The organism is Bartonella grahamii subsp. shimonis, assembly GCF_036327415.1.
GTDB lineage: Bacteria > Pseudomonadota > Alphaproteobacteria > Rhizobiales > Rhizobiaceae > Bartonella > Bartonella shimonis.
Genome location: NZ_CP123961.1, coordinates 1,110,390 through 1,136,346 on the forward strand (window position 1 = coordinate 1,110,390; position 25,957 = coordinate 1,136,346).

The 25,957-nt window shown below is 37.9% G+C and carries 25 protein-coding genes and 1 pseudogene; 11 read left to right on the top strand and 15 right to left on the bottom strand.

All coding sequences use genetic code 11. The annotated features are described in order from the left end of the window. The first annotated feature begins 96 nt into the window (after window positions 1-96). Together QHG57_RS04870 and pssA are read left to right on the top strand one after the other, a co-directional pair. Window positions 97-795: a phosphatidylserine decarboxylase gene (locus tag QHG57_RS04870; protein WP_330167364.1), complete on the top strand. Its 699-nt coding sequence runs from the start codon at window positions 97-99 to the stop codon at window positions 793-795. A gap of 8 nt (window positions 796-803) precedes the next feature. Continuing rightward, the gene (pssA, locus tag QHG57_RS04875; protein ID WP_330167365.1) at window positions 804-1,646 is read left to right on the top strand and encodes a CDP-diacylglycerol--serine O-phosphatidyltransferase; all 843 of its coding nucleotides are present in this window, start codon (window positions 804-806) and stop codon (window positions 1,644-1,646) included. Window positions 1,647-1,719: 73 nt separating this feature from the next. Here pssA and QHG57_RS04880 read toward each other — a convergent pair whose 3' ends face one another. The 9 genes from QHG57_RS04880 to rpsF all read right to left on the bottom strand — a co-directional run bounded on the left by QHG57_RS04880 (window position 1,720) and on the right by rpsF (window position 10,642). Continuing rightward, window positions 1,720-2,469 (bottom strand): SDR family NAD(P)-dependent oxidoreductase, encoded by a 750-nt coding sequence (locus QHG57_RS04880; protein WP_330169577.1) that lies wholly within the window; start codon window positions 2,467-2,469, stop codon window positions 1,720-1,722. Between the two features lie 2 nt (window positions 2,470-2,471). Beyond that, window positions 2,472-3,962: an amidophosphoribosyltransferase gene (gene purF, locus QHG57_RS04885; RefSeq protein WP_330168814.1), complete on the bottom strand. Its 1,491-nt coding sequence runs from the start codon at window positions 3,960-3,962 to the stop codon at window positions 2,472-2,474. Between the two features lie 85 nt (window positions 3,963-4,047). Continuing rightward, window positions 4,048-4,623 carry a CvpA family protein gene (locus tag QHG57_RS04890; RefSeq protein ID WP_330167366.1) on the bottom strand — a complete coding sequence of 192 codons (576 nt, stop codon included), beginning with the start codon at window positions 4,621-4,623 and terminating at the stop codon, window positions 4,048-4,050. Between the two features lie 142 nt (window positions 4,624-4,765). Then, on the bottom strand, window positions 4,766-6,142 hold the full coding sequence (gene radA, locus QHG57_RS04895) for a DNA repair protein RadA (RefSeq protein ID WP_330167367.1): 1,377 nt from the start codon (window positions 6,140-6,142) through the stop codon (window positions 4,766-4,768). 6 nt (window positions 6,143-6,148) lie between these two features. After that, window positions 6,149-7,639, bottom strand: a complete 1,491-nt coding sequence (locus QHG57_RS04900) for a replicative DNA helicase (RefSeq protein ID WP_330167368.1) — start codon at window positions 7,637-7,639, stop codon at window positions 6,149-6,151. Window positions 7,640-8,232: 593 nt separating this feature from the next. Beyond that, on the bottom strand, window positions 8,233-8,829 hold the full coding sequence (gene rplI, locus QHG57_RS04905) for a 50S ribosomal protein L9 (protein ID WP_330167369.1): 597 nt from the start codon (window positions 8,827-8,829) through the stop codon (window positions 8,233-8,235). Window positions 8,830-8,854: 25 nt separating this feature from the next. Further along, window positions 8,855-9,835: a hypothetical protein gene (locus tag QHG57_RS04910; RefSeq protein WP_330168848.1), complete on the bottom strand. Its 981-nt coding sequence runs from the start codon at window positions 9,833-9,835 to the stop codon at window positions 8,855-8,857. A gap of 151 nt (window positions 9,836-9,986) precedes the next feature. Beyond that, window positions 9,987-10,235 carry a 30S ribosomal protein S18 gene (rpsR, locus tag QHG57_RS04915; protein ID WP_330168849.1) on the bottom strand — a complete coding sequence of 83 codons (249 nt, stop codon included), beginning with the start codon at window positions 10,233-10,235 and terminating at the stop codon, window positions 9,987-9,989. Beyond that, window positions 10,232-10,642 (bottom strand): 30S ribosomal protein S6, encoded by a 411-nt coding sequence (gene rpsF / locus QHG57_RS04920; RefSeq protein ID WP_330167372.1) that lies wholly within the window; start codon window positions 10,640-10,642, stop codon window positions 10,232-10,234. Before rpsF ends, rpsR begins: the two co-directional genes overlap by 4 nt. A gap of 329 nt (window positions 10,643-10,971) precedes the next feature. On the opposite strand from rpsF, the gene QHG57_RS04925 reads away from it, so the two are divergent. From QHG57_RS04925 to gmk, 7 genes and pseudogenes are all read left to right on the top strand, one after another. After that, window positions 10,972-11,559: an undecaprenyl-diphosphatase gene (locus QHG57_RS04925; protein WP_330167373.1), complete on the top strand. Its 588-nt coding sequence runs from the start codon at window positions 10,972-10,974 to the stop codon at window positions 11,557-11,559. Between the two features lie 77 nt (window positions 11,560-11,636). Beyond that, a complete protein-coding gene (gene fabD, locus QHG57_RS04930; RefSeq protein ID WP_330167374.1) occupies window positions 11,637-12,581 on the top strand; it encodes an ACP S-malonyltransferase in 945 nt (314 codons plus the stop codon). A gap of 20 nt (window positions 12,582-12,601) precedes the next feature. After that, a complete protein-coding gene (gene fabG, locus QHG57_RS04935; protein WP_330167375.1) occupies window positions 12,602-13,339 on the top strand; it encodes a 3-oxoacyl-[acyl-carrier-protein] reductase in 738 nt (245 codons plus the stop codon). A gap of 261 nt (window positions 13,340-13,600) precedes the next feature. Next, window positions 13,601-13,837, top strand: a complete 237-nt coding sequence (locus QHG57_RS04940) for an acyl carrier protein (protein WP_004860281.1) — start codon at window positions 13,601-13,603, stop codon at window positions 13,835-13,837. Window positions 13,838-13,938: 101 nt separating this feature from the next. Beyond that, window positions 13,939-15,201 (top strand): beta-ketoacyl-ACP synthase II, encoded by a 1,263-nt coding sequence (gene fabF, locus QHG57_RS04945; RefSeq protein ID WP_330167376.1) that lies wholly within the window; start codon window positions 13,939-13,941, stop codon window positions 15,199-15,201. 97 nt (window positions 15,202-15,298) lie between these two features. Next, window positions 15,299-16,408, top strand: a pseudogene (gene mltG, locus QHG57_RS04950) (endolytic transglycosylase MltG). Window positions 16,409-16,705: 297 nt separating this feature from the next. Beyond that, window positions 16,706-17,380, top strand: a complete 675-nt coding sequence (gene gmk / locus QHG57_RS04955) for a guanylate kinase (RefSeq protein ID WP_330167377.1) — start codon at window positions 16,706-16,708, stop codon at window positions 17,378-17,380. Between the two features lie 27 nt (window positions 17,381-17,407). Here gmk and rsmA read toward each other — a convergent pair whose 3' ends face one another. The 6 genes from rsmA to lptF form a co-directional block, all read right to left on the bottom strand. Further along, window positions 17,408-18,238: a 16S rRNA (adenine(1518)-N(6)/adenine(1519)-N(6))-dimethyltransferase RsmA gene (gene rsmA, locus QHG57_RS04960; RefSeq protein WP_330167378.1), complete on the bottom strand. Its 831-nt coding sequence runs from the start codon at window positions 18,236-18,238 to the stop codon at window positions 17,408-17,410. After that, a complete protein-coding gene (gene pdxA, locus QHG57_RS04965) occupies window positions 18,229-19,242 on the bottom strand; it encodes a 4-hydroxythreonine-4-phosphate dehydrogenase PdxA (protein ID WP_330168850.1) in 1,014 nt (337 codons plus the stop codon). The genes rsmA and pdxA overlap by 10 nt, the downstream gene beginning before the upstream one ends. Then, window positions 19,242-20,198, bottom strand: a complete 957-nt coding sequence (locus tag QHG57_RS04970) for a peptidylprolyl isomerase (RefSeq protein WP_330167380.1) — start codon at window positions 20,196-20,198, stop codon at window positions 19,242-19,244. The genes pdxA and QHG57_RS04970 overlap by 1 nt, the downstream gene beginning before the upstream one ends. 111 nt (window positions 20,199-20,309) lie before the next feature. Further along, complete coding sequence (locus QHG57_RS04975) at window positions 20,310-22,670, bottom strand: LPS-assembly protein LptD (RefSeq protein ID WP_330167381.1); 2,361 nt, start codon at window positions 22,668-22,670, stop codon at window positions 20,310-20,312. Beyond that, the gene (gene lptG, locus QHG57_RS04980) at window positions 22,671-23,762 is read right to left on the bottom strand and encodes an LPS export ABC transporter permease LptG (protein WP_330168851.1); all 1,092 of its coding nucleotides are present in this window, start codon (window positions 23,760-23,762) and stop codon (window positions 22,671-22,673) included. Then, entirely contained in the window at window positions 23,759-24,949 is a 1,191-nt protein-coding gene (lptF, locus tag QHG57_RS04985) for an LPS export ABC transporter permease LptF (RefSeq protein WP_330167383.1), read from the bottom strand. Before lptF ends, lptG begins: the two co-directional genes overlap by 4 nt. Before the next feature lie 398 nt (window positions 24,950-25,347). On the opposite strand from lptF, the gene QHG57_RS04990 reads away from it, so the two are divergent. Continuing rightward, window positions 25,348-25,794: a DNA polymerase III subunit chi gene (locus QHG57_RS04990; protein ID WP_330167384.1), complete on the top strand. Its 447-nt coding sequence runs from the start codon at window positions 25,348-25,350 to the stop codon at window positions 25,792-25,794. Next, window positions 25,794-25,931, top strand: coding sequence for a hypothetical protein (locus tag QHG57_RS04995; protein WP_330167385.1), 138 nt, complete (start codon window positions 25,794-25,796; stop codon window positions 25,929-25,931). Before QHG57_RS04990 ends, QHG57_RS04995 begins: the two co-directional genes overlap by 1 nt. Window positions 25,932-25,957: the final 26 nt, after the last annotated feature.

Sequence of the window (25,957 nt, forward strand, 5' to 3'; positions counted from 1 at the left end):
ATCTTTATATGGAGTGATTGATTAAATACATAAAAAGACACAAGAGGAACAAAAAGATTTGTTGCTTGTTTAAGTTTACGATGAATAGGAAATTATATGAGTATTCTGCAATCTTTCCATAATAGCTTTGTACCAATTCATAAAGAGGGTTATCCTTTTATTGTAGCGTTTTTTGTTATTTCGCTCATTCTTGGTTGGATATGGAGTCCGTTGTTTTGGTTTGGTCTCGTTCTCACGGTGTGGTGTATATACTTTTTCCGTGATCCAGGTCGTGTGATCCCTTTGAATTCAAATTGGGTTATGTCGCCTGCAGATGGGCGTATTTCATTTGTGGAATCATGTGTTCCACCTGAGGAATTAGGATTAGGGAAAGATGAAATGATCCGTATTTCCATTTTTATGGATGTTTTTTCATGCCATATTAATCGTATTCCTATCAGTGGTACAGTAGAGTCTATCGTTTATCATCCAGGTCGATTTACCAATGCTGAGTTTGATAAAGCTAGCCAGTTTAATGAGCGTAATAGGGTGGTAATTGATAGCAAACATGGTAAAATTGGTATCGTACAAATAGCGGGAATGGTTGCTCGTCGGATTGTTTGTTGGTCAAAAGAAAACGATGCTGTTATGACTGGTGAGCGATTTGGATTGATTCGTTTTGGTTCTCGCCTTGATATTTATATACCAACCGAAATGAAATTGCGTGTTGCAGTTGGGCAGACAGCAATTGCTGGAGAAACAGTTTTGGGTTCTTTTGATGATAAGAGCGCCACAACGGACTTCAGATATGATTAGGACTCACAATGAAAAATTTTTCGCCATTTTCTTCATTCAATCCTGAGGGGCAGCATGATGATGTTGCAAATCGGCGGCGTTCACCTACATCAATGCGGTATGTCATTCCCAATATTATTACTATTTTAGCAATTTGTGCAGGGATGAGCAGCATTCGTTTGGCTTTTGAACATCGTTATGAAGCTGCTATTTTAATGGTGCTTTTAGCCGCAGTTTTAGATGGTGCTGATGGTCGCATTGCCCGTTTAATAGATGGTAGTTCATCTTTTGGGGCACAGATGGATTCTCTTGCTGATGTTATAAATTTTGGTGTTACCCCTGCACTTATTGTTTATTCCTTTATCTTGAATCAAGCAAATCACATTGGTTGGGTTGCAGCCCTTGTTTATTGTGTTGCTTGTTGTTTGCGATTAGCACGTTTTAATGTGATGTTGGATAACACCAATATACCTAAGTGGCAGAAAAGTTATTTTGTTGGCGTTCCAGCACCAGCAGGAGCATTACTCCTTTTATTGCCTACCTATTTAGGTGCTCTTGGTTTGGTTCCCAATTGGGGGTGGGCATTATTTTTTAGTCTTTATACTGTAATTATTGCTTTTCTTTTGATTAGTCGTTTACCAGTATGGAATGCAAAAACAATTGATCAAAATTTAAGGCGCGATATCGTTATACCGTGCATGTTAGTCATTGTTATTTATGTCGGTTTTCTTGCGGCGTACACATGGAAAACTTTATTAATTACAGCTGTTAGCTATATGATTTTTCTCCCCTGTAGTTTTATCGCTTATAATAAACGCGCTGCTTTAGAAGAGAAAAAGGCTGATGCTAAAAAAGCTATTCAAGAATCATAAAGTATTTTATTCTTCTATTGAGAAGCACAGGAAGAAGAGAGAGAAATCAAAAGATTTACTTCTCAGATGAGGATCAATCAGGTACATGATAATCGACAAACCGATTTTTATGGACATTAAAGAGTTTTCCAGTTTCCTTTAAATCAGGTGATAACAAATGTACTATCTTTTTTGCGACCTTTTCTGGTGAAGGGAGAGTTTGTGGATCTTCACCGGGCATAGCTTTAGCGCGCATGGCAGTGCGTGTGGCACCAGGGTTGACACAATTAATCTTAATAGGGGTTTGTTTGAGTTCTTCTGCCCAACAGCGGGCAATCATCTCTAAAGCAGCTTTAGAGGCTGCATAAGCACCCCAGAAAGGGCGTGCAACATGCGCAACGCTTGAGGATAATAGGATGGCTCGTCCAGAGTTAGATTCACGTAATAAAGGCTCAACGGCTTTCATTAAGCGCCATTGGCTGAAAAGATTTATTTGAAAAACATCTTCAAATACCGTGTTTTCTATATGCGCTATTGGTGAGAGCGTTCCAAGGATTCCTGCATTTGCAACGATAATATCAAGTTTTTTCCAGCGTTTGGCAATTGAGATAGCAAGAGCATCGATGTTTTCCATATGATGCAAGTCGAGCGGAACGAGGGTTGCGTGAGCCCCTTTTTCTCGGATTTGATTGTCTAATTCAGTAAGTCCACTGACTGTTCGTGCAAGAGCAATAATATGAGCGCCGCGTGCAGCAAGCTCGAGTGCCAAATGATAGCCAATTCCTCTTGATGCGCCAGTAACAAGTGCAACACGTCCGTGGAGACTAAAGTCACGTTTTATCATCATTAATCTCTTGTTTTTAGAACAGATGATTGATGAATTTTGGAGAGATTTTCTTGATCAACCAGATGCGTAGGATAATATCCAGTAAAATAATGGTCAGTAAATTGTGGATCGGCGTTATTGCGTTTTTCCCCTGCTACAGCAAGATATAATCCATCCGTTGAAAGAAATTCTAATGAATCTGCTCCAATAAAATCACACATAGATTTTAAATCTGGATATTGATTCGCTAAAAGGTTTTCGGCTTTAGGTGTATCAATACCATAAAAGTCGGGATAGAAAATCATAGGGCTAGAAATGCGCATATGAACTTCTTTTGCTCCTGCATCGCGGAGCATTTGCACAATTTTAAGGGATGTTGTTCCACGTACAATAGAGTCATCAACCAAGATAACACGTTTTCCTTCAATTACAGGACGGTTTGCAGAATGTTTTAACTTGACACCAAAAGCGCGAATTTGTTGTGTTGGTTCAATAAAGGTACGGCCAACATAGTGATTACGAATAATACCAAGCTCGAAGGGAATTCCAATTTCTTGTGCATAGCCAATTGCAGCAGGGGTTCCTCCGTCAGGAACAGGAACCACAACATCACCCTCACAAGGAGCTTCCTGTGCTAAACGGATCCCCATATTTTTGCGTGTTGTATAAACACTACGCCCTCCAACGATGGAGTCAGGACGGGCAAAATAAACATATTCAAACAAGCAAAGTTTTTCTGGTTTTTCATTTTCTGGTTTTATAATTTTTTGCGTAATTTCCCCATTTTTTTGTATTTCGCATATGATGATTTCTCCATTTTTAACATCACGAACATATTTTGCTCCAATAATATCAAGAGCACAAGTTTCAGAACAAAAGATAGGCTTACCATCAAGCTCACCCATCACGAGGGGTCTAATTCCTGTTGGATCGCGTGCAGCAATAAGCTTTGTACGCGTGAGCGCTAACATAGCATACCCACCTTCTACTTTCCGAATTGCATCAACAAAACGATCGGAGGACGATTCATAACGTGAGCGGGCAATAAGATGGAGAAAAACTTCTGAATCTGATGTTGATTGACAGATAGCTCCAGAAGCGATGAGTTCACGGCGTAATGTAAGACCATTGGTAAGATTACCATTATGCGCGATAGCTATACCTCCAACTTTTAATTCAGCAAAAAGGGGTTGAACATTGCGTAATGCTACTTCTCCAGTTGTTGAATAACGGGTATGTCCAATAGCGCGATTTCCTGGTAAGCGTGCAAGTGTTGTAGGATTTGTATAGTGATCACCCACAAGACCTAAATGCTTTTCTTGATGAAACATTTTATTATGGTAGGAAACAATACCAGCTGCTTCTTGCCCACGATGCTGAAGTGCGTGGAGTCCAAGAGCTGTTAATGTTGTTGCATCTTCATGCCCAAGAATACCAAAAACCCCACATTCTTCATGAAGGGTATCATCATCTAATGAAACTTCTTGACAGAAAACATTGCTTTTTATCATCATATTCTTTCAGTTGTGATATGGGGGAATCATTAATATCACGTTTTACATCATTTAATTCTCTTTCCTCATGAAAAACTATTCACTATTTTTTCAAAATTATCTTTTCATGAGAGTGTTGCTCATACGTATGTTTATTGCTGTCTTTAAACAAATTTTCTGCCTTTTCGAGAACAGATCCAATATCTTTTGGGAGTATTTCCCAAACTTTTTGTCCCACTGAATCTAAAATAGGTCTCATTTTTGCATTTTTTAACCAATTCGCTTGAAGCTCGGGTTTAATCAGTGCATTAATCAGCAACATACCGATGACCATGATAAGTAAACCGCGAAGTGCTCCGAAAATAAAACCAATAGCACGGTCAAGGATACCAATTCGACTATCAATAATAAAATCAGAGATCTTCATTGTAATAATTGAAGTAATAATGAGAACAATAATAAAGATTGTGACCAATGTTGTGATCAATGCAACCATTTTATTAGAGAGATAGTGTTCAAAAAAAGGTAAGACAGGCTTGAATAAAAACAGTGTCGTAACAGCTGCAACTGCCCAAGAAATCAACGATAACATTTCACGTGAAAATCCTCGAAGCATAGCAAGAAAAGCGGACAACAGGATGATTACTACGACAATTCCATCAAGGATTGTTATGATCATTTGTTTGTTCCTTATACATAAAGTTGGGCTCTTTTAAGTCAGTATAAAATAATTTTTTTTGTTATGCCATTTTTTGTTCTTATAGCAAGGATCTTTTGTATTTTATAGAGTTTTTTCTATACTATCATATCTGTGGTGCAGATCATTTTTTACTTACGGTAAGAGTAGCAACGAGTTCGGGAAGGTCGGAGAAAGTTTTTTGTTGAAAATTGAGTGACTTCATCATTTCGGTTGTTGTCGTGGGGTGAAATGCTCCTTGAAAGCCGAGTTTTTTTGCTTCATTGATGCGCTGTGCTGAATGTGCAACAGCGCGGGTAGCTCCTGAAAGACTAACTTCACCAAAATAGACATAATCCGTTGGCAAAGGAATATTGGCAAGAGAAGATACCAAAGCAGCTGCTACAGCTAAATCAGCAGCGGGTTCTGATATGCGATATCCACCTGCCACATTTAGATAGACATCATGCTGTCCAAAACGAATGCCGCAATGGGCTTCTAAAACGGCAAGAATCATAGAAAGACGATTTCCATCCCATCCGACAACCGCACGTCTTGGTGTTCCAAGAGAAGAAGGAGCAACAAGCGCTTGAATTTCTACGAGTATCGGTCGTGTTCCTTCCATTCCCGCAAAAACAGCAGCGCCAGGTGCTTTTGCATTACGTTCCCCTAAAAACAATTCAGATGGATTTATCACTTCGCGTAATCCTTTATCAGACATTTCAAAGACACCAATTTCATCTGTTGGTCCGAAGCGATTTTTTACAGTTCTAAGAATGCGATAATGATGTCCTCCTTCACCCTCAAAATAGAGAACGCCATCAACCATATGTTCAACAACTCGAGGACCAGCAATTTGCCCATCTTTTGTAACATGACCAACAAGAACAACGGCGGCTCCTGTTTTCTTGGCAAAGCGGATCATTGCTTGAGCACCGATACGTACTTGTGTTACAGTACCAGGTGATGAATCTGCGGTATCTGACCATAGGGTTTGAATCGAATCGATAATCACCATATCAAGGTTTTTATGTTCGCTTAAGGTTGCCAGAATATCTTCAACATTGGTTTCAGCAGCAAGTTTCATTTCTGTATTGTCAGCTTCAAGCCTTTGTGCGCGCAGACAAATTTGCGCAATAGCCTCTTCACCTGAAATATAGATGACATTATATCCTTTGCGTGATAAAGCAGCAGCTGTTTGTGTCAGCAATGTTGATTTACCAATACCTGGATCACCACCAACAAGGAGTGCTGATCCACGGACAAAGCCCCCACCGGTAACACGATCAAGTTCAGCAATACCAGAATGAATACGTGGAGCATCTTCGATATTTCCAGAAAGAGATGTGAGTGTGACGATGCGTCCTTTACGAGCATTTTGCTTAGGACCACTTCCTATGCCGCCATTTATATTTTCTTCAACAAGAGAGTTCCATTCTCCACAGGCGCTACATTTCCCTGCCCAACGAGAATGGACGCTTCCACAATTTTGACAGATAAATTGAATACGTTTCCGTACCATGGTGATTTAACCAATTTGTTCTGGAAGATAATTGCTATCTGCCAGATCGCTAAAGCGTGTGAAATCAGATTGAAAGGCAAGTGGCACGATTCCTGTCGGCCCATGGCGTTGTTTCGCAACAATAACATCAGCTTTTCCCATAATTTTATCCATTTCATCTTGCCATTTTTGATGTTCCAAAGTACCTAATTTGGGTTCTTCATTTTTGAAATAATATTCTTCACGATAGACAAACAGAACGATGTCGGCATCTTGCTCAATTGAACCAGATTCACGTAAATCGGAGAGTTGTGGACGTTTATCTGTTCTATTTTCTACTTGACGTGAAAGTTGAGAGAGAGCGATAATAGGAATGTTCAATTCTTTCGCTAATGCTTTTAATCCTGTGGTAATTTCTGTGATCTCTTGAACACGATTTTCTGATGAACGCTTTGAACTGCTTGTCATGAGTTGGATATAGTCAATAAACAAGATATCTAAACCATGTTGTCGTTTGAGACGCCGCGCACGAGCAGCTAATTGCGTAATTGATATTCCCCCAGTTTGATCAATATAAAGTGGTGCCTTTTGTAGTTGGTTCACCGCACGAATAATTTTTGAAAATTGTTCATCTGAAATATTACCACGCCGAATATCAGAAGAAGAGACTTCTGTTTGTTCAGAAATAATACGTGTTGCAAGCTGTTCTGAGGACATTTCAAGTGAGAAGAAACCTACAATGCCGCCTTCATTTTCTTGGATATTGGCATTACGATTATAAGCATTAGCAATATTAAAGGCAATATTGGTAGCCAGTGAGGTTTTACCCATACCAGGGCGTCCCGCAAGGATAATTAAGTCAGATGCTTGTAATCCTCCCATTTTTTCATCAAGTGTTTTAATATGAGTGGCTATCCCTGATAATTGTGAAGAGCGCTTTTTCGCAGCACTTGCCATATCGATAGCTTTTTTGATAGCCTCATTAAAATTTTCAAATCCACCTCCATATTTCCCTTTTTCTGCTAGCTCAAATAACTGATTTTCAACAGTTTCAATTTGTTGGGTAGGCGTGAGCTCTACAGGAGCATCAAAGGCTGTATTGACAACTTGAGTTCCAAGGTTAATTAAAGATCGGCGGATAAAAAGATCGTAAATGACGCGTCCATAATCTTCAGCGTTAATAATAGTGACTGCCTCTGTGGCTAAACGAACAACATATTGGTATACAGTCATATCTCCAATTTTGTCTTCCATTTGGATATAGGGCTTGATTGTAACTGGATCTACACGCTTTCCTGTTTTAATAAGGTGAGATAAAATATGATAAATTTTTTGATGCAATGGTTCAAAAAAATGTTCTGGTTTTAAAAAATCTGAAACGCGGTCAAGAGAATCATTGTTGATAAAGATGGCACCAAGCAATGCCTGTTCAGCTTCAATATTATACGGAAGTTGCCGAAAAGAAGGAGAATCTTCTTTTTTTGAAGAGCTGACATTAACAACGTTAGTTTCTTCCATAATATTTTTCCACTAAAATTCCAAGTCTAGCTACTTTAGGCGATAAATTGAAAATCGTATAATTAAAAGAATAGAGCTATAAATCTTCATTTTCAGTTAAAATTATATAGTTTTTCAAAACTCTCTTTTCGTTGCTCATTTATCATTTGTGTATTATTTATATAACGTCTATCTATTTTATGTTATAATATGTGGTTTTAAAGTGGAAGTTTTGGTACTCTAAATTTAAGTATTTTGAAGTTATGTGACCTTAAAATTCCAATATCTGTATAAATAGAATTACTTTTTTATAACTGAAATTATTTCAGATAATGTGAGGATATAACCAACTTACCGCTCATATAAACCTTGCCCTTAAGGGTAGAACTTTAAATTATTTTTGCTTTATGTGTTGAAAAACAAAAGACATTTCCTCTTAGTGATATTATCATTCTCAGCATGTAATGTCTTTAAATAATATATTTCTAATTCTTTCATAAAATTAGGTTCTTTACGCATGATAGCCATAAAATACTCAATTTTAAAGTGTGAGTATTTTATGAGCAATATTTAAAATGGAATAAAAAATATAAAACAGAAAGCAAAAATAGCAATTAAGATTCTTGATGAGAACTGTTTATATCGTTTTCATTAATTTCTTCTGCCAATAATTTTTCCTGACTTTCTTCTAATAATTCTTCTTGAATATTATATATTTCCTTAGCCGAAGTGAGAGTTTCACCTTCTGCTTGGCGTTGTGCTTCACTGGTAGAACGCGCAACATTAATAATCACAGAAATTTGAACCTCAGGATGTAAGCTAAGAGTGATAGTGTGAAGACCGATCATTTTTATTGGATGGTTAAGTTCGATTTGATTTCTCCCAATAGAAAAGCCTTCATCTGTTATGATTTCAGCAATATCACGTGTTGACACAGAACCATAAAGTTGTCCTGTTTCACCAGCAGAACGAACAACAATGAATGATTGACCATCAAGTTTTTCAGCAATTTTTTGTGCTTCGCTTTTGCGTTCAAGATTACGCGCTTCAAGTTGTGCACGTTGTATCTCAAAATGTTTTTTATTAGCTTCATTTGCGCGTAAAGCTTTACCTTGAGGCAAGAGAAAATTACGTGCATAACCATCTTTAACTGAGACAATATCACCCATCTGACCCAGACGAGGAATGCGCTCAAGTAGAATAATATCCATAGTTTTTCCTTTCGAACAAATAAATTTAGGAGAGTTTTTTGCGTGATTGAAAGTTGTATTGAATAGCAGCCCAAATTCCCATCAAAAGCATCATGAAAAAAATAGGTGGAGCAAAAACAACTGTTAAAATAGCAATATAAACAAGAGAAAGTATAATAATCCGACCGTTTACCCCTTTTGTAATATTGTGAAGATATGCTAGACCGCTAATTAATATGATGACAGTGTATGCAGTACTAAAGACACAGGTACTCAAGTTAAGAGAAGCGCTTAACTCAACCATTGATGCTATGCAAACAATAATGAAAATAACAATTCCAGAAATTGGAAGGCGGAGAGTTTGACTCCAATCATCACGGGGTCTTTTCAGCCATTTCATGTGTTGTGCTGCTATCATGGAAAAGTAAAGGTTACCAATAAGAAAAACCAAGCTATAAATAGTTAAAGAAAAAGCAGTAAAAGTTGCTGTATGCGTTATTAAAAGCTCACTAAAAGCGCGTATATCGGCTTCTTTTATTGACTGCGCTTGTTGCAGAGTTTGTGCTATGGTTTCGGTGATTTTTTTTGCAATAATGGGTGTGGAAGGACGGGTTTGAACATAGAGCCCAATGAAAGTTGCTATAAGAGCGATAAAATTAGTTAAATGAAAAATAACCGATGATAATGGATACCATATCAGTTCATTTTCTTTTTGCGCTGGTCGTGCAAGCCCAAGAAGCCAAGAAGCATAGACAGCAGGAAGGAAAAATAAGAACATAAAGCCAAGAGCAATATAGGTATTAGTGGTTACGATAAGAACAACAGTGGCACTTATGAGGGCGATGAGACTGGCTAATGTTCCTTGACCGAACGCAATAATAAAAATTGGCAATGAAAGAAAGCAACCAAGAAGAAGAGAAAAAAAGGGCACGATATTTGCAACACTGATGATTGCCATTCCTATCACAACAGCAAATAATCCTGCCAAAATACCGGTTAATATCTCATAGGTACGATTTTTTTTCATTTATTGCTGTCCTGCTTTCTGCAGTTAGAGGTGTGTCAACGCCCCAACTTTGATATTTAATAGCTTAACATAGGATACAACAAGCTATTTTTTAAAAACATCTAAGAAAAGCAACTGGAGAAACTCTCCAGTTGCATAGTGTATTAATCTTTTACTTTATAACGTACGGAAGTAAGCCTAAAAAGCGAGCACGTTTGATAGCGCTAGCTAATTCACGCTGTTTTTTCTGACTAACAGCAGTAATCCGTGAAGGAACAATTTTTCCACGTTCGGAAATATAACGCTGTAACAACTTGATGTCTTTATAATCAATTTTTGGAGCATTGGTCCCTGAAAAAGGACATGTTTTACGACGACGATGAAAGGGGCGACGCGCAGAGTTTTGATTACTATCGGTCATCCTTCTACTCCTTCTATAGCATTTTCACGTTGACGACGTGGAAAACGAGGACGCTCTTCATCGTGTCCAATGTGACTATTGCGATCAAGGTGTGAGAGCATAGCAGATTTTTCTTTTTCGTGTTTTTCTACGCGAATGGTCATATAACGCAAAATATCCTCATTGATGCGCATCTGACGCTCTACTTCAGCAATTGCTGAAGCTGGTGCATCAATATTAACCAAGGCATAATAAGCTTTACGGTTTTTACGAATACGGTAAGCAAGAGGACGAAGTCCCCAATTTTCTATACGCCCAACTTTTCCACCATGTGCTTCAATGACACCTTTGTAGAGACTCAAAAGTTCATCAACTTGCTGCGGTGTAATGTCTTGTCGGGCAAGGAACATATGTTCATAAAGAGCCATTGTTTTGCCTTTCTTCAATTAAATCTTACCGGTTTTAGCGCAAAGCCTCTGCGACTTGTCTTTTTTGGAAACCCAAAGAAGAAAGGACGCGTTTACGATTCGAGACATCTCAGAGCGGAGACACGGGAGGCCGGAAACATTGTATTTCCTACTGACATTTTACAGCCCTCCGTTCAACCTCCAGCTAAAGTGCCGGCAACAAATATTTCATATCTACAGGTTATCTTTTAAAATAGCAAGTTTATGCACATAAAAAAATTGATTTATTAAATCTTGATATATTTCCCTCTTCTATAAAAAGATAGTACTGTAATATAAAGGAGAGAAAAATGGACTTTTTAAACCAGATTGATGTTACACTCTTTGAAATGTTTGTCGGCAATCATCAAGCTTGGTCGATTGTAGTTTTATTTAGTATTTTTTGTGCAAAGTTTTTAATTTATATTATTCCTCTCCATCTTTGTGCGTTGTGGTTTTGCGGTGGGGAGAGGGAACGATGTGTCGTGCTAAGCATTTGCATGAGTATTTGTGCGGCTCTTTTTATAGGTTATCTCATTTCTCTTTTTTATTTTCATCCGCGCCCATTCGTTGTAGGGTTGACGACACCGCTTATTCAACATCGTGCAACAGCTTCTTTTCCTAGTAATCATGCCTTGACCATTGCATCTTATGCAGCTAACTTTTACCTTTACCAATACAAAGTTGCTTTTAAATTTGCCACGGTGTTTTTGTGCTTGATCTCCTGGGCGCGCATCTTTGTGGGTGTACATTATCCCTTTGATATTTTAGCAGGTGCAATTTTAGGAAGTCTCATAAGTTTGGGTGTTATTCAGTTTATAGCACCTTATTTTCCTAAGTTTTTATATCAAATTCCGCCCTTAAAATATAATTTTAAGAGTGGCATTCGTTTTAAATAAAAGGCTTTATCTTGATTTGTGCAGATGAATAAGGTCAAAAGAAAATAATTTAATGATACAATTTTAGGAGTTGATAAATGGGTGCAGCTTTTATTTTTCCAGGGCAGGGAAGTCAACTTGTTGGTATGGGGAAGGCGCTTGCAGAGCAATTTATTGCCGCACGGATGGTTTTCGAGGAAGTTGATGATGCTTTGGGTGAGAAATTATCAAAGATCATTTTTGAAGGACCAGCAGATGTTTTAACGTTAACAGCAAATGCACAACCGGCATTAATGGCTGTATCCATGGCTGTTATTCGTGTGATGAAACAATTAGGGCTTCGTATAGAAGAAAAGGTAAGGTTTGTTGCTGGTCATTCTCTAGGTGAATATTCGGCTCTTTGTGCTGCTGGTACATTTACTCTCACAGATACGGCAAGACTTTTGCGTATTCGTGGCAATGCTATGCAGGCTGCTGTTGCGGTTGGTGAAGGTTCTATGGCAGCACTGATTGGTTTGGAAGAGCACATTGTGGAAGAAATTTGTGAAACTGTTTCTGGAGAAGGACTATGTCAGATTGCTAATGATAATGGTGGTGGGCAAATTGTTATTTCAGGTAAAGCAAAAGCAGTTGAGACAGCGGTAGAGATTGCATCAACAAAAGGTGCAAAACGTGCACTTCTTCTTCCAGTTTCTGCACCTTTTCATTCACCTTTAATGCAACCTGCTGCTGCTGCCATGAAGAAAGCACTTTTGACTGTTAACAAAATGCCCCCTATTGTTCCTTTGATTGCCAATGTTTCTGTTGCACCTGAGAGTAATCCAGAGCGTATTGCTACTCTTCTTATCCAACAAGTGACTGGAAGGGTGCGATGGCGTGAAACAATAGAATGGATCGCTGCTAATGGGGTTGATACGCTTTTTGAAGTTGGTTCTGGAAAAGTATTAACAGGTTTAACGCGTCGTATTAACAAAGATATAAAGGGGGTAACAATTGGAACGGTTGATGAAATAGAATCAGCGCTAGGCATGCTTGGCGTTTAATCTATAAGGAGTTAAAAAAAATGTTTAGATTAACAGGACGTAAAGCTTTTGTAACGGGGGCTTCGGGAGGAATTGGTGAGGCAATTGCACGCTGCTTTCATGCACAAGGAGCGATTGTTGGACTTCATGGAACACGTGAAGAAAAGCTTAGAGAAGTGGCGGCAGAATTAGGACAGAATGTTTTTGTATTTCCCGCTAATCTTTCTGAACGCCAATCGATTAAACAATTGGCTGAAGTTGCAGAAAGAGAAATGGATGGCGTCGATATTTTGGTTAACAATGCGGGAATCACTAGGGATGGTCTTTTTGTGCGTATGAAAGATAAAGACTGGGATGATGTTTTAGAAGTTAACCTAACAGCTGCTTCTCTTTTGACGCGTGAATTAATACATTCTATGATGCGCCGCCGTTATGGAAGGATTATTAACATTACATCTGTTGTTGGTGTTGTGGGAAATCCGGGACAAACGAATTATTGTGCTGCAAAAGCAGGCTTGATAGGTTTTTCTAAAGCATTGGCACAAGAAATTGCTTCGCGAAACATCACTGTCAATTGTATTGCTCCAGGATTTATTAAATCTGCAATGACAGACAAGCTTAATGAAAAGCAAAAAGAGGCCATTATGGCTGCGATTCCAATGAAGCGTATGGGGAGTGGGCAAGAAATAGCCGCTGCTGCTGTTTATTTAGCGAGCGATGAAGCAGCCTATACGACAGGTCAAACACTCCATATCAATGGTGGAATGGCAATGATTTGAGTATTTATTTTATTCCACATTGATTTATGAGTTGTATTATTTTAGATAGTAAAGATTGAAATAGAAAGATGCATCTATTTCTTTAACATGGCCGTTGATCAATTGATGTCGGAATGTCAAATTGGTTCATTTTGTAGGGGATATCCACAGGATGTTTTAAATCATTGCTAAAATCTTTTAAAGTAATGCATCTATTGCTTGATTAGATGAGCCGATATAGTTAACCAAATTATAGGAAAATATAAATTCGAGGATTTCAACATGAGTGATACAGTAGAGCGCGTTAAGAAAATTATTGTGGAACATCTTGGGGTTAATGCTGATAAAGTTGTAGAAAATGCAAGCTTTATCGATGATCTAGGGGCTGATAGTCTTGATACAGTTGAACTCGTTATGGCTTTTGAAGAAGAGTTTGGGGTAGAAATTCCAGATGAAGCTGCTGAGACGATTTTCACAGTTGGTGATGCAGTCAAGTTCATTGATAAAGCTTCTGCATGATTACTAAAGGGCAAAGGCATAAATTGCTTTTGCCTATATTCTTTGGAGCTCTTTTGGAAAGAGAGCTTTGAGAGGTGGAGTTTAGTTCAAGGTTAGAAGTTATGAGACGTGTTGTTGTTACTGGTTTAGGATTGGTATCTCCATTAGCTGGTAATATTGAATATAGTTGGAAACGACTTCTTGAAGGAAGTAGTGGTGTCCGACGTGTCACTGAATTTGATGTGTCAGATTTGCCATGCCAGATTGCTGCGCGTATTCCCTTAGGGGATGGAACAGAGGGGACCTATAATGCTGATTTGTATATGGAACCTAAAGAGCAACGTAAGGTTGATGCATTTATTATATATGCAATGGCTGCTGCTAACCAAGCGCTTGCAGATGCTGAATGGTTTCCTAAGAGTGATGAAGATCAGATTTGTACAGGTGTATTAATTGGTTCGGGGATTGGGGGAGTTGAGGGTATTGTTGAAGCTGGTTATACGCTTCGTGATAAGGGCCCACGTCGTGTTTCTCCTTTTTTTATTCCGGGTCGTTTAATTAATCTTGCTTCTGGTTATGTATCTATCCAATATGGTTTACGGGGGCCTAATCATTCTGTTGTAACGGCTTGTTCGACAGGGGCGCATGCGATTGGTGATGCGGCACGTTTGATTATGTTTGGTGATGCAGATGTTATGGTGGCAGGAGGGGCCGAATCTCCGATAAATCGGATATCTCTTGCAGGTTTTGCAGCTTGTAGAGCTCTTTCTACTTGTCGCAATGATGATCCTGAACGGGCGTCACGTCCTTATGATACTGATCGTGATGGTTTTGTGATGGGGGAAGGAGCGGCAGTTGTTGTTTTAGAAGAGCTGGAACATGCTAAAAAACGAGGAGCACGTATTTATGCAGAGATGATTGGCTATGGTTTATCCGGTGATGCTTACCATATTACAGCACCTTCAGAAAGTGGTGAAGGGGCTCAGCGTAGTATGATGTCCGCTCTTAAGCGTGCACAAGTCAATGTGAGTGAACTTGATTATATTAATGCGCATGGTACATCAACGATGGCTGATTCCATAGAGTTAGCAGCTGTTGAGCGTGTTTTAGGAAATTATGCACCACAAGTCTCTATGTCATCAACGAAATCATCTATCGGACATTTACTTGGTGCTGCCGGTGCTGCTGAGGCTATTTTTTGTATTCTAGCTATACGGGATAATATAGCACCAGCGACACTTAATCTTGACAATCCATCGATTGAAACGAAAATTGACCTTGTACCGCACAAACCACGCGAACGAAAGATTGATACGATACTTTCCAATTCTTTTGGATTTGGTGGAACAAATGCATCGTTGGTGATGCGACGTTTTAGGGGATAATAAATATTTTTATTTAATTTCTGCTGTTGAGTTTTCTACTTTATTATAAAGGTGAATGAGAAATTATAATATTATCCTTAATCGCTATTGAGGGGTTATGTCCGATGTGAAAAATGGAAAATCATTAAAGGACGTAAGTGATTCCTCTTCGAATCATTGAGCAGATAATTGTGACATGTTAACACATAACAAACGAAAGAAATCATCTATCGTCCGTAATCCGTTGGTTATTCTCGGTCATTTTTTTCTCATGCTGATTATAATTATTCTTTTCGGCATAAGTATTCCTCTTTATATTGGAAAAAGTATTTTTGAAGAAAAGGGAGGAATTGAGGAAGAACAAGTTATTCTTATCCATCCTGGCACAGGAATTCGTGAAATTGCTTCATTGCTAGAAAAACGTGGTTTCATTCGATCATCAGATATTTTTGTTTATGGGGTTGGTTATCACCAAAAAACAACGCATCTGAAGGCTGGTGAATATTTAATTCCAGCCCATGCTTCAATGCAGGATATTATGGATATTCTTGTGAAAGGAAAATCCATTGAGTATACTTTTACAGTACCGGAAGGTTTAACGGTTCAGCAAATTTTTGATCGATTAGCGGCGAATGAAATTTTGATTGGGGACCTTCCAGAAATTTTGCCTCCAGAGGGCTGTTTAATGACGGATACAGTTCATTTTATTCGGGGGACAACGCGTAAAGAGATTGTAAACAGATTGCGTGAAGGACAAACAAAATTAATTCATGCTATATGGGCTACGCGTTCACCTGATCTACCCATTAAATCAATTGATGAATTTGTTATATTAGCCTCAATTGTTGAGAAAGAAACAGGAATTGCAGCAGAAAGACCAATGGTTGCTGCGGTATTTTATAACCGCCTTACAAAGCATATGCGTCTTCAATCGGATCCAACAGTAATTTATGGTCTCTTTGGAGGAAAAGGAAAACCGTCCGGTCGTGCAATTTATCGTTCAGATCTTGAGAAGAAAACACCATATAATACTTATAAAATTAATGGTTTGCCTCCAACAGCTATTGCAAATCCAGGTCGAGCTTCATTGAAAGCGGTGGCACATCCACCAAGCAGTGATGCACTTTATTTTGTTGCTGATGGTTCAGGAGGGCATGTTTTCTCTCGAACTTTAGAGGAACATAATATGAATGTTCGCAAGTGGCGAGAATTAAAAGCAAGACATTGAATTTATAATGGTAACACATCTTTGCATCGTAAATGAGAATCCAAAATATAGTAAAATTTTTCTATTTAAACTTTTTATGAGAATGATAAAAAATCATTTTCTTGTCTGTTAAAAGTGGGATTAGCGTATGGGTAAAAATCTTTAAGAAAGTAGTGAATACACTGCTAATAACTTATCTCAAAAAAGAGCAGAATAACATTGAGAACTGCTAAGAAAACACATTGATTAGGGGAAAGGTTGAGATAATGTATAATTCAAATTTTGGAGAAACATTTATGAACAAAGTAGAGTGATGTAATGACAGTCTTTGAAAGTAAATTGAGTGCTATAAAAATTCAACGCCGCGGTTTTTTATTTATTCTCTCTTCACCTTCAGGTGCTGGTAAATCAACAATTTCTCGATTACTTCTAAAAGATGGACAATTAGAGCTTTCCGTAAGTATGACCACAAGGAGAAGACGTCCTAGTGAAGTGGATGGACTACATTATCACTTTATTTCAAAGGAAGAGTTTGAATATAAGCGTGATAGAGATGAATTTATTGAATGGGCAGAAGTTCATGGAAATTATTATGGCACTTTACGTGAAACTGTTGAAAACGCATTGAGTACTGGCCGTGACATGTTATTTGATATTGATTATCAAGGTACCGAGCAGCTGCAAAAAAAGATGCTAGGAGACACTGTATCTGTTTTTATCCTTCCACCATCAATGAAAGAGCTTGTTTCGCGTTTACATCGTCGAGCAGAAGATAGTCAAGATATCATCAATTTACGATTGGAAAATGCCCGAACAGAGTTAAAGCATTGGCGTTCTTATGATTATGTTGTGATTAACGAAGATTTAGATCAGTCTTTATCTTTTATTAAATCAATTTATTTAGCTGAAACCGCAAAACGCGAGCGCTGTTCTTATCTTGGCTCTTTTGTTGATGGGCTTATTGCTGAAAAGATCGATAAATGTCTTGATTAAAAAAGATTGCATAACAAAAAGTGCATTTTAGAGCACTAGATGTGCTAAAGTTATAAATTCAGAAACCGAGAGCGTTTCAGCACGGCGCGTTCCATCAATTCCAGCTTTTTCTAACAATACTTCACCTCCAAGTGTTTTGAGATTTTGACGAAGCATTTTTCGTCTTTGTCCAAAGGCAGTTTTTGTGACGAGGCTTAGTTTTTGTGCAGAGCAGGCAAGAGGTTGTGTTCGCGGAACAATATGAACAACGGAAGAAGTTACTTTAGGTATTGGTATGAAGGCTTGAGGGGGCACATCAAAAGCAATTTTAGCAGTAGTACGCCAGCCAGTTAAGACACTAAGACGTCCATAATGAGTAGATTGAGGTTTAGCTGTAATCCGTTTGGCAACTTCACGTTGAAACATCAATGTCATTGATTCATAAAAAGGGGGCCATGGTTCAGTCAAAAGCCAATTTAATAAGAGTTGTGTTCCAATATTATAGGGAAGATTTGCAATAATACGAGGTTTTTCTGGGCTTGTTTCAAAGAGTTTTGAGAAGTCTTGCTTCAGTGCATCATTACAAATAATTTTTAATTTTTTAGGATAGTGTTTTTCTATTTCTAAGAGAGCTGGCATGCAGCGCTCATCGCGTTCTATTGCCGTTACAATGGCGCCCTTTGCTAGCAAGGCACGTGTGAGACCTCCAGGACCAGGACCAATTTCAAGAACAGGTTTTCCTTCTATATTACCTGCGTGATGAGCAATTTTAGATGTTAAATTAAGGTCAAAAAGAAAATTTTGCCCCAAAGATTTATGCGCTTGTAATCCATATATATCAATGACCTCGCGTAGAGGAGGGAGATTATCTATTGGCATGGTATGAAACTATTTTGGGCAAGTTGATTTGCAAGTTTAAGAGCAGCAATAAAGCTTTCGGGAGAGGCTATCCCTTTATCAGCAATGTCAAAAGCAGTTCCGTGATCTGGAGAGGTGCGAATAAAAGGGAGACCTAATGTGACATTAACAGTGCTATCAAAGTCTAATGTTTTAGCAGGGATAAGGGCTTGATCATGATACATACAAATGGCAACGTCATATGCCTTCCTTGCGCATTCATGGAACATTGTGTCGGCAGGAAGCGGGCCTGCAATATTGAGTCCTTTCTTTTTAAGATATTCAATAGCAGGAGTGATAACTTCAATATCTTCTTTTCCCATTGCACCTCCTTCTCCAGCATGAGGATTGAGACCAGCAACAGCTAGTCGGGGTGACGTTATTTTAAACCGTGTTTTTAAGTCACATTCAGTAATAAGTACCGTTTGAATAATTAATTCACGGGTAAGCTGTGAAGGGACAGCTTTAAATGGAATATGAACAGTTGTTGGTACTGTTTTTAATCGAGGTCCTGCTAACATCATAACTGGATGATAACATTTATGAAAAGCTTTATGGGCTAAATCGGCTAAAAATTCTGTATGACCTGGAAATTGAAAACCAGCATCATAAAGATTCTTTTTTGCAATAGGACAAGTGATAAGTGCACATGCGTGACCACTTTGAATCAATTGAACACTGCGTTTAATTGATTCAATGATTCCTGCGGCATTATTCGATGAAGGGACACCTAATTGATTACTTTGTTTATTTTTTAATGGTATGATAGGAAGAGCATTTTGAAAGTTTTTAGCGGGATTATTGATTAAAACAGATTCCACCTCAACATTAATCTGTAAAAAATGAGCGCGCGAACAAATAACATCTGGGTCAGCAAGAAGCACAAAAGGCGGAATTTGGCGCGTAACACGCAAATTCCACGCTTTTAGTACTATTTCAGGGCCAATTCCGGCAGGATCGCCACCGCTAACAATAAGAGCAGCCATTATGAATTTTGAATGCGTGCCACTCGCCGCAGTTCTCCTAAATATTTGTTGCTTAATTCTTCAAGTCTTTGCGGGCTTCTTTTTTTACTATCTTGAAGAGAAAATATCAATCGAGCGACATAATCATCAGAAACTCTTTTTATTTTGCAGACAGCAATTGCTTCGATCCCATCAGATGTTTCTTGTAATTTTGTCATTTTTCCAGCAGGCGTTGCAAGAATAGCTTGTTCCCATGCATTGGGAAGTTGGGGCTCTAGAAACTTTCCTAAATGGCGGATCGTAACGTCTAAAATACCTCTTGCTTGATTGTGAGCTTTTGCGCAGCCACGGAAATGCGCACGGAAGTTGTTTGCTTCTCTTTGACGTCTTTCAAAAATTTCTGAACGACGATGTGCTGGAATGACAAAAACAATACGCTGTAATGTATATTCATTGGTTGAAGGTTTAACACCACCATTTTTTAATATTCTTCGTACAGCTTCTTGTTCGCTAATCATACCCGTTTCAGCTTGATAGCGTGCGCTAACAAGACGCCCCCATCCGATTTGTCCACGGATGTAATCTTTAAAGTGTTGCACAGTAATCTCAGTTTGGATCAGGATCTGGTTGAGTTGATCAATCGTCATATTATTTTGTGTTGCAAAATTCTCAAACGCTCTATCAACTTCATCATTGCTTACTTCAATATTACGACGTTTTATTTCAATATTTTTCAGCTTTTCATCGATAAGCTCTTTTTTAGCCTGTGCCACCAAATTGCCCTGCTTTTGTTGCAGTCTGAGAAAAGCAATGCGCCTTTGTATATCATAATTTGTAATGGGGGTGCCATTAACTGTAACAACAATAGAAGTCTGCGCAAAGACTGTCGAAATCAAATTTTCATTTATTAGCAGGCTGCTTACGCTCAAAGACGCAATATAAAATAAAGCAAGAACACGCTTTTTCAATTTATTCATGTAAATAGGCTTTCGCATTGTTTATTAATTCTCATCAATAACTTAAAATATACGCTTTCTTTCATAAAAACAATGATAAGTTAAATCACTTATACATTCTCTTTATAAATTTTAATCTATCTTTTTTCCGATATCTGCAATTGTACGCAATGAAAGAGAGAAATTAAAATTTTGCAAAGGTGTTTTCCTCCCTGGATTTTTTACTTGTTGATAACCGAATGTTAGTCCGAAACATTCATCTGTATAATTCAAGCTAATTCCTCGCTTTATAAATGTACCAGATACGAGATCATAACCGGCGTTGCTATTAATGGACCAATAATCTGCCAGTTTAAGTCCAGTTTGAAAAGAAATTTCTTGACGCTCTTGAGGATATTCATAATCTGGTTGTTCTGCGATATATGCATATTGTATAGATGCCCAAAGTTTTTCCCATTTTTGTGATGCTTCGATTTCACTACGGCGGATTTTGCCTGTTTTTTTGTCAAAGCGTCCGCGCGTTTCTAAGGAAAAACCACTTTTATGGGTCGCACCAAACATTGCAACATAGTCTGAACGTTTTGCCTCTAAGCTAGAGTGAATACCTACATTGACAAAGTCCTTTTCTGCAAAAGAATTCTTTCCTGCCAAATGAAAGGATTGTCCAATGAGACCATAAAGAGACCAATTGTCATTAAAGCTTCCAGAATATCTTAGACCTATATTGGCTCTTGTGCCACCTTCTACACGATCATAACCAGAAAATTTGTCCCGTTGAAAGAGAGTGGTTGCATCAAAGACAAAGCTTTGAGCATCTTCATTAGGAATTTGTCCAATATATTGTTCATTATTGCGTATAAAAATTTGTGCGGTTGGTTCTATAATATGTGTAGAATGATCAGCTGTAATGAGAAAGGGATAGCGTAGTTCCAACCCTGCTGTTGCCATGCCACGAATTGTTGAACCATGAATTGCGGATAAGGCATTATTTTCTATAGAAGCTGTATGATTTTCGCTTACATTGGTTGTAATAATATCAGCCCGTAGAGAGAGAAGGGGGGTTAAGATGAGGCCGTTGTGCGTATTGAAGCGCTTTTTCCACTGAAGCTCGTTTGTTAAACGCAAACTATTTCCAGCCATACCAGAAAGTCTTATTATGTTGAGAGGGTTTTCATTTTGGTCGGTAGAACTGAAGTCAGCATGACGACGATAAATTGATTGCATATTACTATGGAAGGTAAGCTCTCCATTATAAATGGGTTCATCTGGGGTGAAAAAATAATCGATGCGTGGTAGGACCCACGCTTGCCGAGAGTGACGTTCATAATGAGGATCATTCAATACTGAATTTTGAACTTTAAAATGATAAAAGCGCATATCAAAATAATTTTTTCTTGCAAGACCACTCAGATAGATCTGAGAAAGTTGTGTAGGATTGCTATAATTTTCAAGTTTATAGGCACGACTAAAATGCCGATCGGATTGTGCAAGAATATCCCATCCATAAGTCCAGTGTGAATTAATATGAAAGTCCCCCTTTGTTGCCAGCATATAACGGTTTTTATACTGTGCATCAATTGTGTCATTATCAAATCTATGCGGTTTCATTTGATATATATGAGCAAAACGAATGTTATAACGTCCCATTTTAAAACGTTGACGCCATTCCCCTTCGGTTAAAAGCCCTTGTTGGGTATAAACCGTAGAAGAAAGGGTAAAATCATAATGGGGGGCGAGATTCCAAAAATAAGAGTTCTTTATCCCCATACCGAGATAATCAGTATAAAAAAAATGAGGAGTAAGCAGACCGCTAGCACGCCTGACAGTTGGATCATAGATCTCAAAATTTGGAAATTTTATAATCGGTACACCAAGAACTTCAAAACTGCTATTTTCAAACCGAATTTTTTTGATGCTATTATTCCATATGATCTTTCTTGCTTTGATTTTCCATAGAACGTCTCTATCTGGTTTATAAGAGCAAGGTTCACAGGCTGTATAGGTTGCATTTTCAAAGATTGTTATGTGATTGTTTTGGCGTGTAGCATTTTGGGCTGAAAAGTGAACATTGTTAGCTGTATCAATACGTAAGGCGTTTACAAAACCTTCGCCAAGATCTTTGGTCATATCAATTTGGTTGGAATAAATTTTATTACCATCCTTTTGAGTAATTTCAACGTTACCTTGTGCTATAAGCCGCCCTGTTTTTTGATTGTAAATAACTTTTTGAGCAAAAACTTTATTGCCATCATATTCGATTTGGACATTACCTTGTGCAGAAACAGTGTTTTCATCACGATTGTAGATGAGTTCATCCGCAGAGAGCAAAAGAGGGCGTTCCGGATTTTGAATGTAACTTTGAGAAGGAGACATAAGGCTTTGAGCGTGCGCACAATAAGACAAAGCCCCCCCTAAAATAACTCCCATAACACTTTTAAAAGCGAGAGCACTTAATTTTGTTAAAATAATTTTTTTAAGTGTTAATGCTTTCACTTAGCCATCCTCTTTATGAAGTAAAAAAGAGATTCCTAAGAATAACGCAATAACAACGGGTGTCCAAGCTGCAATAATTGGTGGAATATATCCAGCATTACCAAAAGCTTGAACGAGTACGGAAATAACATAAAGCATAAACCCAGCTATTATGCCACCAAGAATCAACGTTCTAGATTGCCCAAAACGTGTAAAATTTAAAGATACAGTTGCTGCAATGAGGGTCATTGCCACAAGCAATGCCGGTAATGCAATCAAAGATTGGAAATACATATCAAAATTATTAGCAGAATAGCCAAATGAACGTGCAATCATAATTTTTTTTGGCAATTGGTAAAACGGAATAGTCGCGGGATTCGCTAAACGTTCCGTTAAAAATTCAGGTTTTAGATTGGTTTTTATTTGTAACATGGTAAATTTTTCAGGAGGATGCCCTATTTTATAGATTGTTCCGTTTGTTAATAGCCAAGATCCATTAGTCAAGGTTGCTCTTGGGGCGTTAATCCAATTTTTGACGGTTGCGTTGTCCTTGTATTGTACAAAGGTTGCATCGAGAAGAGAAAGTTCTTGGTCGGTGATAAATTTAGCACCAATGGTTGTTCTGCCTAAATTTGTACGTTGTGTTAACCAGTGGATATTTGTATTATGAAGAGGTGTTAGTACATTATTATTGCGCCATTCAGTCATCTTTTTTTCTGCTTGAGAAAATCCCCATGCAGCAAGTGGGTTAATGAGAAGAATTGAAAATAATCCCAAAAGAAAAGCTCCCAAACAAGCTGGCATAAGAAATTGCCATGCAGAAACACCGATTGAACGAGTCACCACAAGTTCAAGTTTTTTGTTGAGCGAGATAAGCGTTGCCATTGCAGAAAAGAGTGCAATGAAAGGGATAAGTTGTTGCATGATAAAAGGGATGCGTAAAACAGAGAGGAAAAATGCATCTTTTGCTGTATAATGCGGAAGGGAGGGTAGCCTACCGGAATTCTCTGTGAAATCGATTAAAAGAGCAAGAACAAAAATACTTCCCCAGAAATAACAAGTTATTTTAAGATAACGTATAAAAAAATATCGTCCAAGTGTCCACCCAATCATGATATTTCATCCGAGGAATCGTGAGATTTTCGATGTTCAAATTTGTTCATTACTTTTTGAAAAGCGATTTGAATAATCTCATTAATTTTTGTGGGGAGTCCGATTTTATGATTCGTTAAAAGCATAAAAAAGACAAATGCACTTGTCCCTATAGGCATAATATAAAAGAGAGGAACATATGCAAGATCATTCTTTGCTTTTTCTGCGAAAAAATATCCTATCCAATACACCAGAAAAGAAAGGGCAATTGCCGAGAAAATTGCGGAATGACGAGCTTGTCGATGGGAGCATACATCCCCTGCCGCTGCTAATGCAATAAGTGAAAAAACAATAGGGTAGAGCCACTGTGTTAATCTGCGGTGAAACTCAGCTTTATATTGGAGTGGTTTTCGTTGATAGTAGGGATCTTTTGGGTCAGGGTTTTGTAAATAAGAAAGGGACCGATCTTTTGGATAAAGAGTAGGCGTTTTATCACTGGGGATAAACTCCCCTAGGCTAAAAGTATATGAGCTAAATTGAACGATTGAAACACTGTTATTTTGATGGTTGACTCTTTCTATTTCACCGTTATTGAGAACCAGAAAACTGCCGTTTTTATTGCTCACAATGGATGCGTCTGTTGCATAATAAAAAAGATCAGTCTTAGGATCACGCTGGTCGGCAATGAAAAGGCGTTCAAGTGTTCCATTTGGATTTCGTTCGCCAATTTCTATGTAAAGGTTATTGGCGAGTTTTTGGAAGCTTCCTTCACTAATGAATAGATTAATAAGATCAAAATGAGCGCTTGCTAGCATTTGTCGCATATGAAGACGCGCTTGAGGAACAACAAAATTAGCTATAGAAAAGGAGATACAGGATGCAACAATAGCAAGAAGAAGAATAGGTTTCCAAACAGTACTTTTAGGAAAACCAGAGGCATTAATGACAGCAAGTTCTGAATCTTGATTCATTTCTGAAAGGATGGTTGTAACTGCGATCACTAATGCAAATGGAATGACAAGAAAAATAACAGAAGGAACCAATGAGAGTGAAAATTGTAAGACTGTGAGGAGTGTTTGTTTACTTGTTGTGAGAAAGTTTATCCGTGCAAGAATTTGTACTGTCCAACTAACGCCCACTGCTGCAATCATGACAGAACTAAACAAAACAAGGACACGTTTCAGGATGTAGAACTCAATGATACGCATAAATTGGGAAAAATCCTCAGTCTTTGAATTTGATGCAAATATTTTTACTGCTTTCGGTTAAAATGTAATAAAGTGTAAAAAATACCCTTCCATAAATTGGATATTTTTACCAAATAAATAATATAAAATTGCTTATGAGGTCCTCTTTAAATTTTCCGCATATTATATTTCATTTTCAACTATAGTCTACAAAGAAATCTAGAAAATAAATTAAAAAACTTTTTTATTAACGTTGAAAATAAAAATTTTTGTCTTTTAAAGACACGTGCAAAAAGATAATGCATTTCAATCAAAAAAGAGGGGTTATATCTTGAACCGTTTCCTTTTATATTGGGGGTATGGAAGTTTCTCTAAAAAAGATGTTAGCTTTTTATAAAGAGTGGTGAGGGCTTAAGAGGTTGGATATTTTATTCTATCATTTGACGCAGTCAACGCTGAAAGACATTTTGCCAACGCTTGTAGAGCGTGCATTGGCTCGTTTTGGTAAGGTAACAATACAATGTGTAAGTGAAGAACAACGCGATTCTATGGATATGCATTTATGGGTTTATGCGGATGAATCATTTATTGGACATGGAACTGAGTGTGATCAATATTCAAACTTTCAGCCTGTATTTCTGACGACAGGACAAGAAAATCCGAATGATTCAAAGATTCGTTTTCTCATAGAGGGAGCCGTGTGTTCGAATATTGATACTTATCAACGGCTTGTTGTGATATTTGATGGTAGAAATGATGAGCAGTTGAGTCTTGTTCGTGCACAGTGGAAAAAATATAAAATGGAAAATCATAATTTAACGTATTGGCAACAGACTGAAGATCGTTGTTGGGAAAAACAGGTTTAATGCGTCTCATTTCTGTTGTTCTGATTTTTATAGGATTGGTAGGAATAGTAAATCCAGCGCTTTTTATTGCAAAAGGATCAGGCGGAGGGCGTTGGGTTTTTATTGTGATTTTTCTTTTAGGCAAATTAAAGATATGACCGACGATTAAAAAATGAAACGGCAT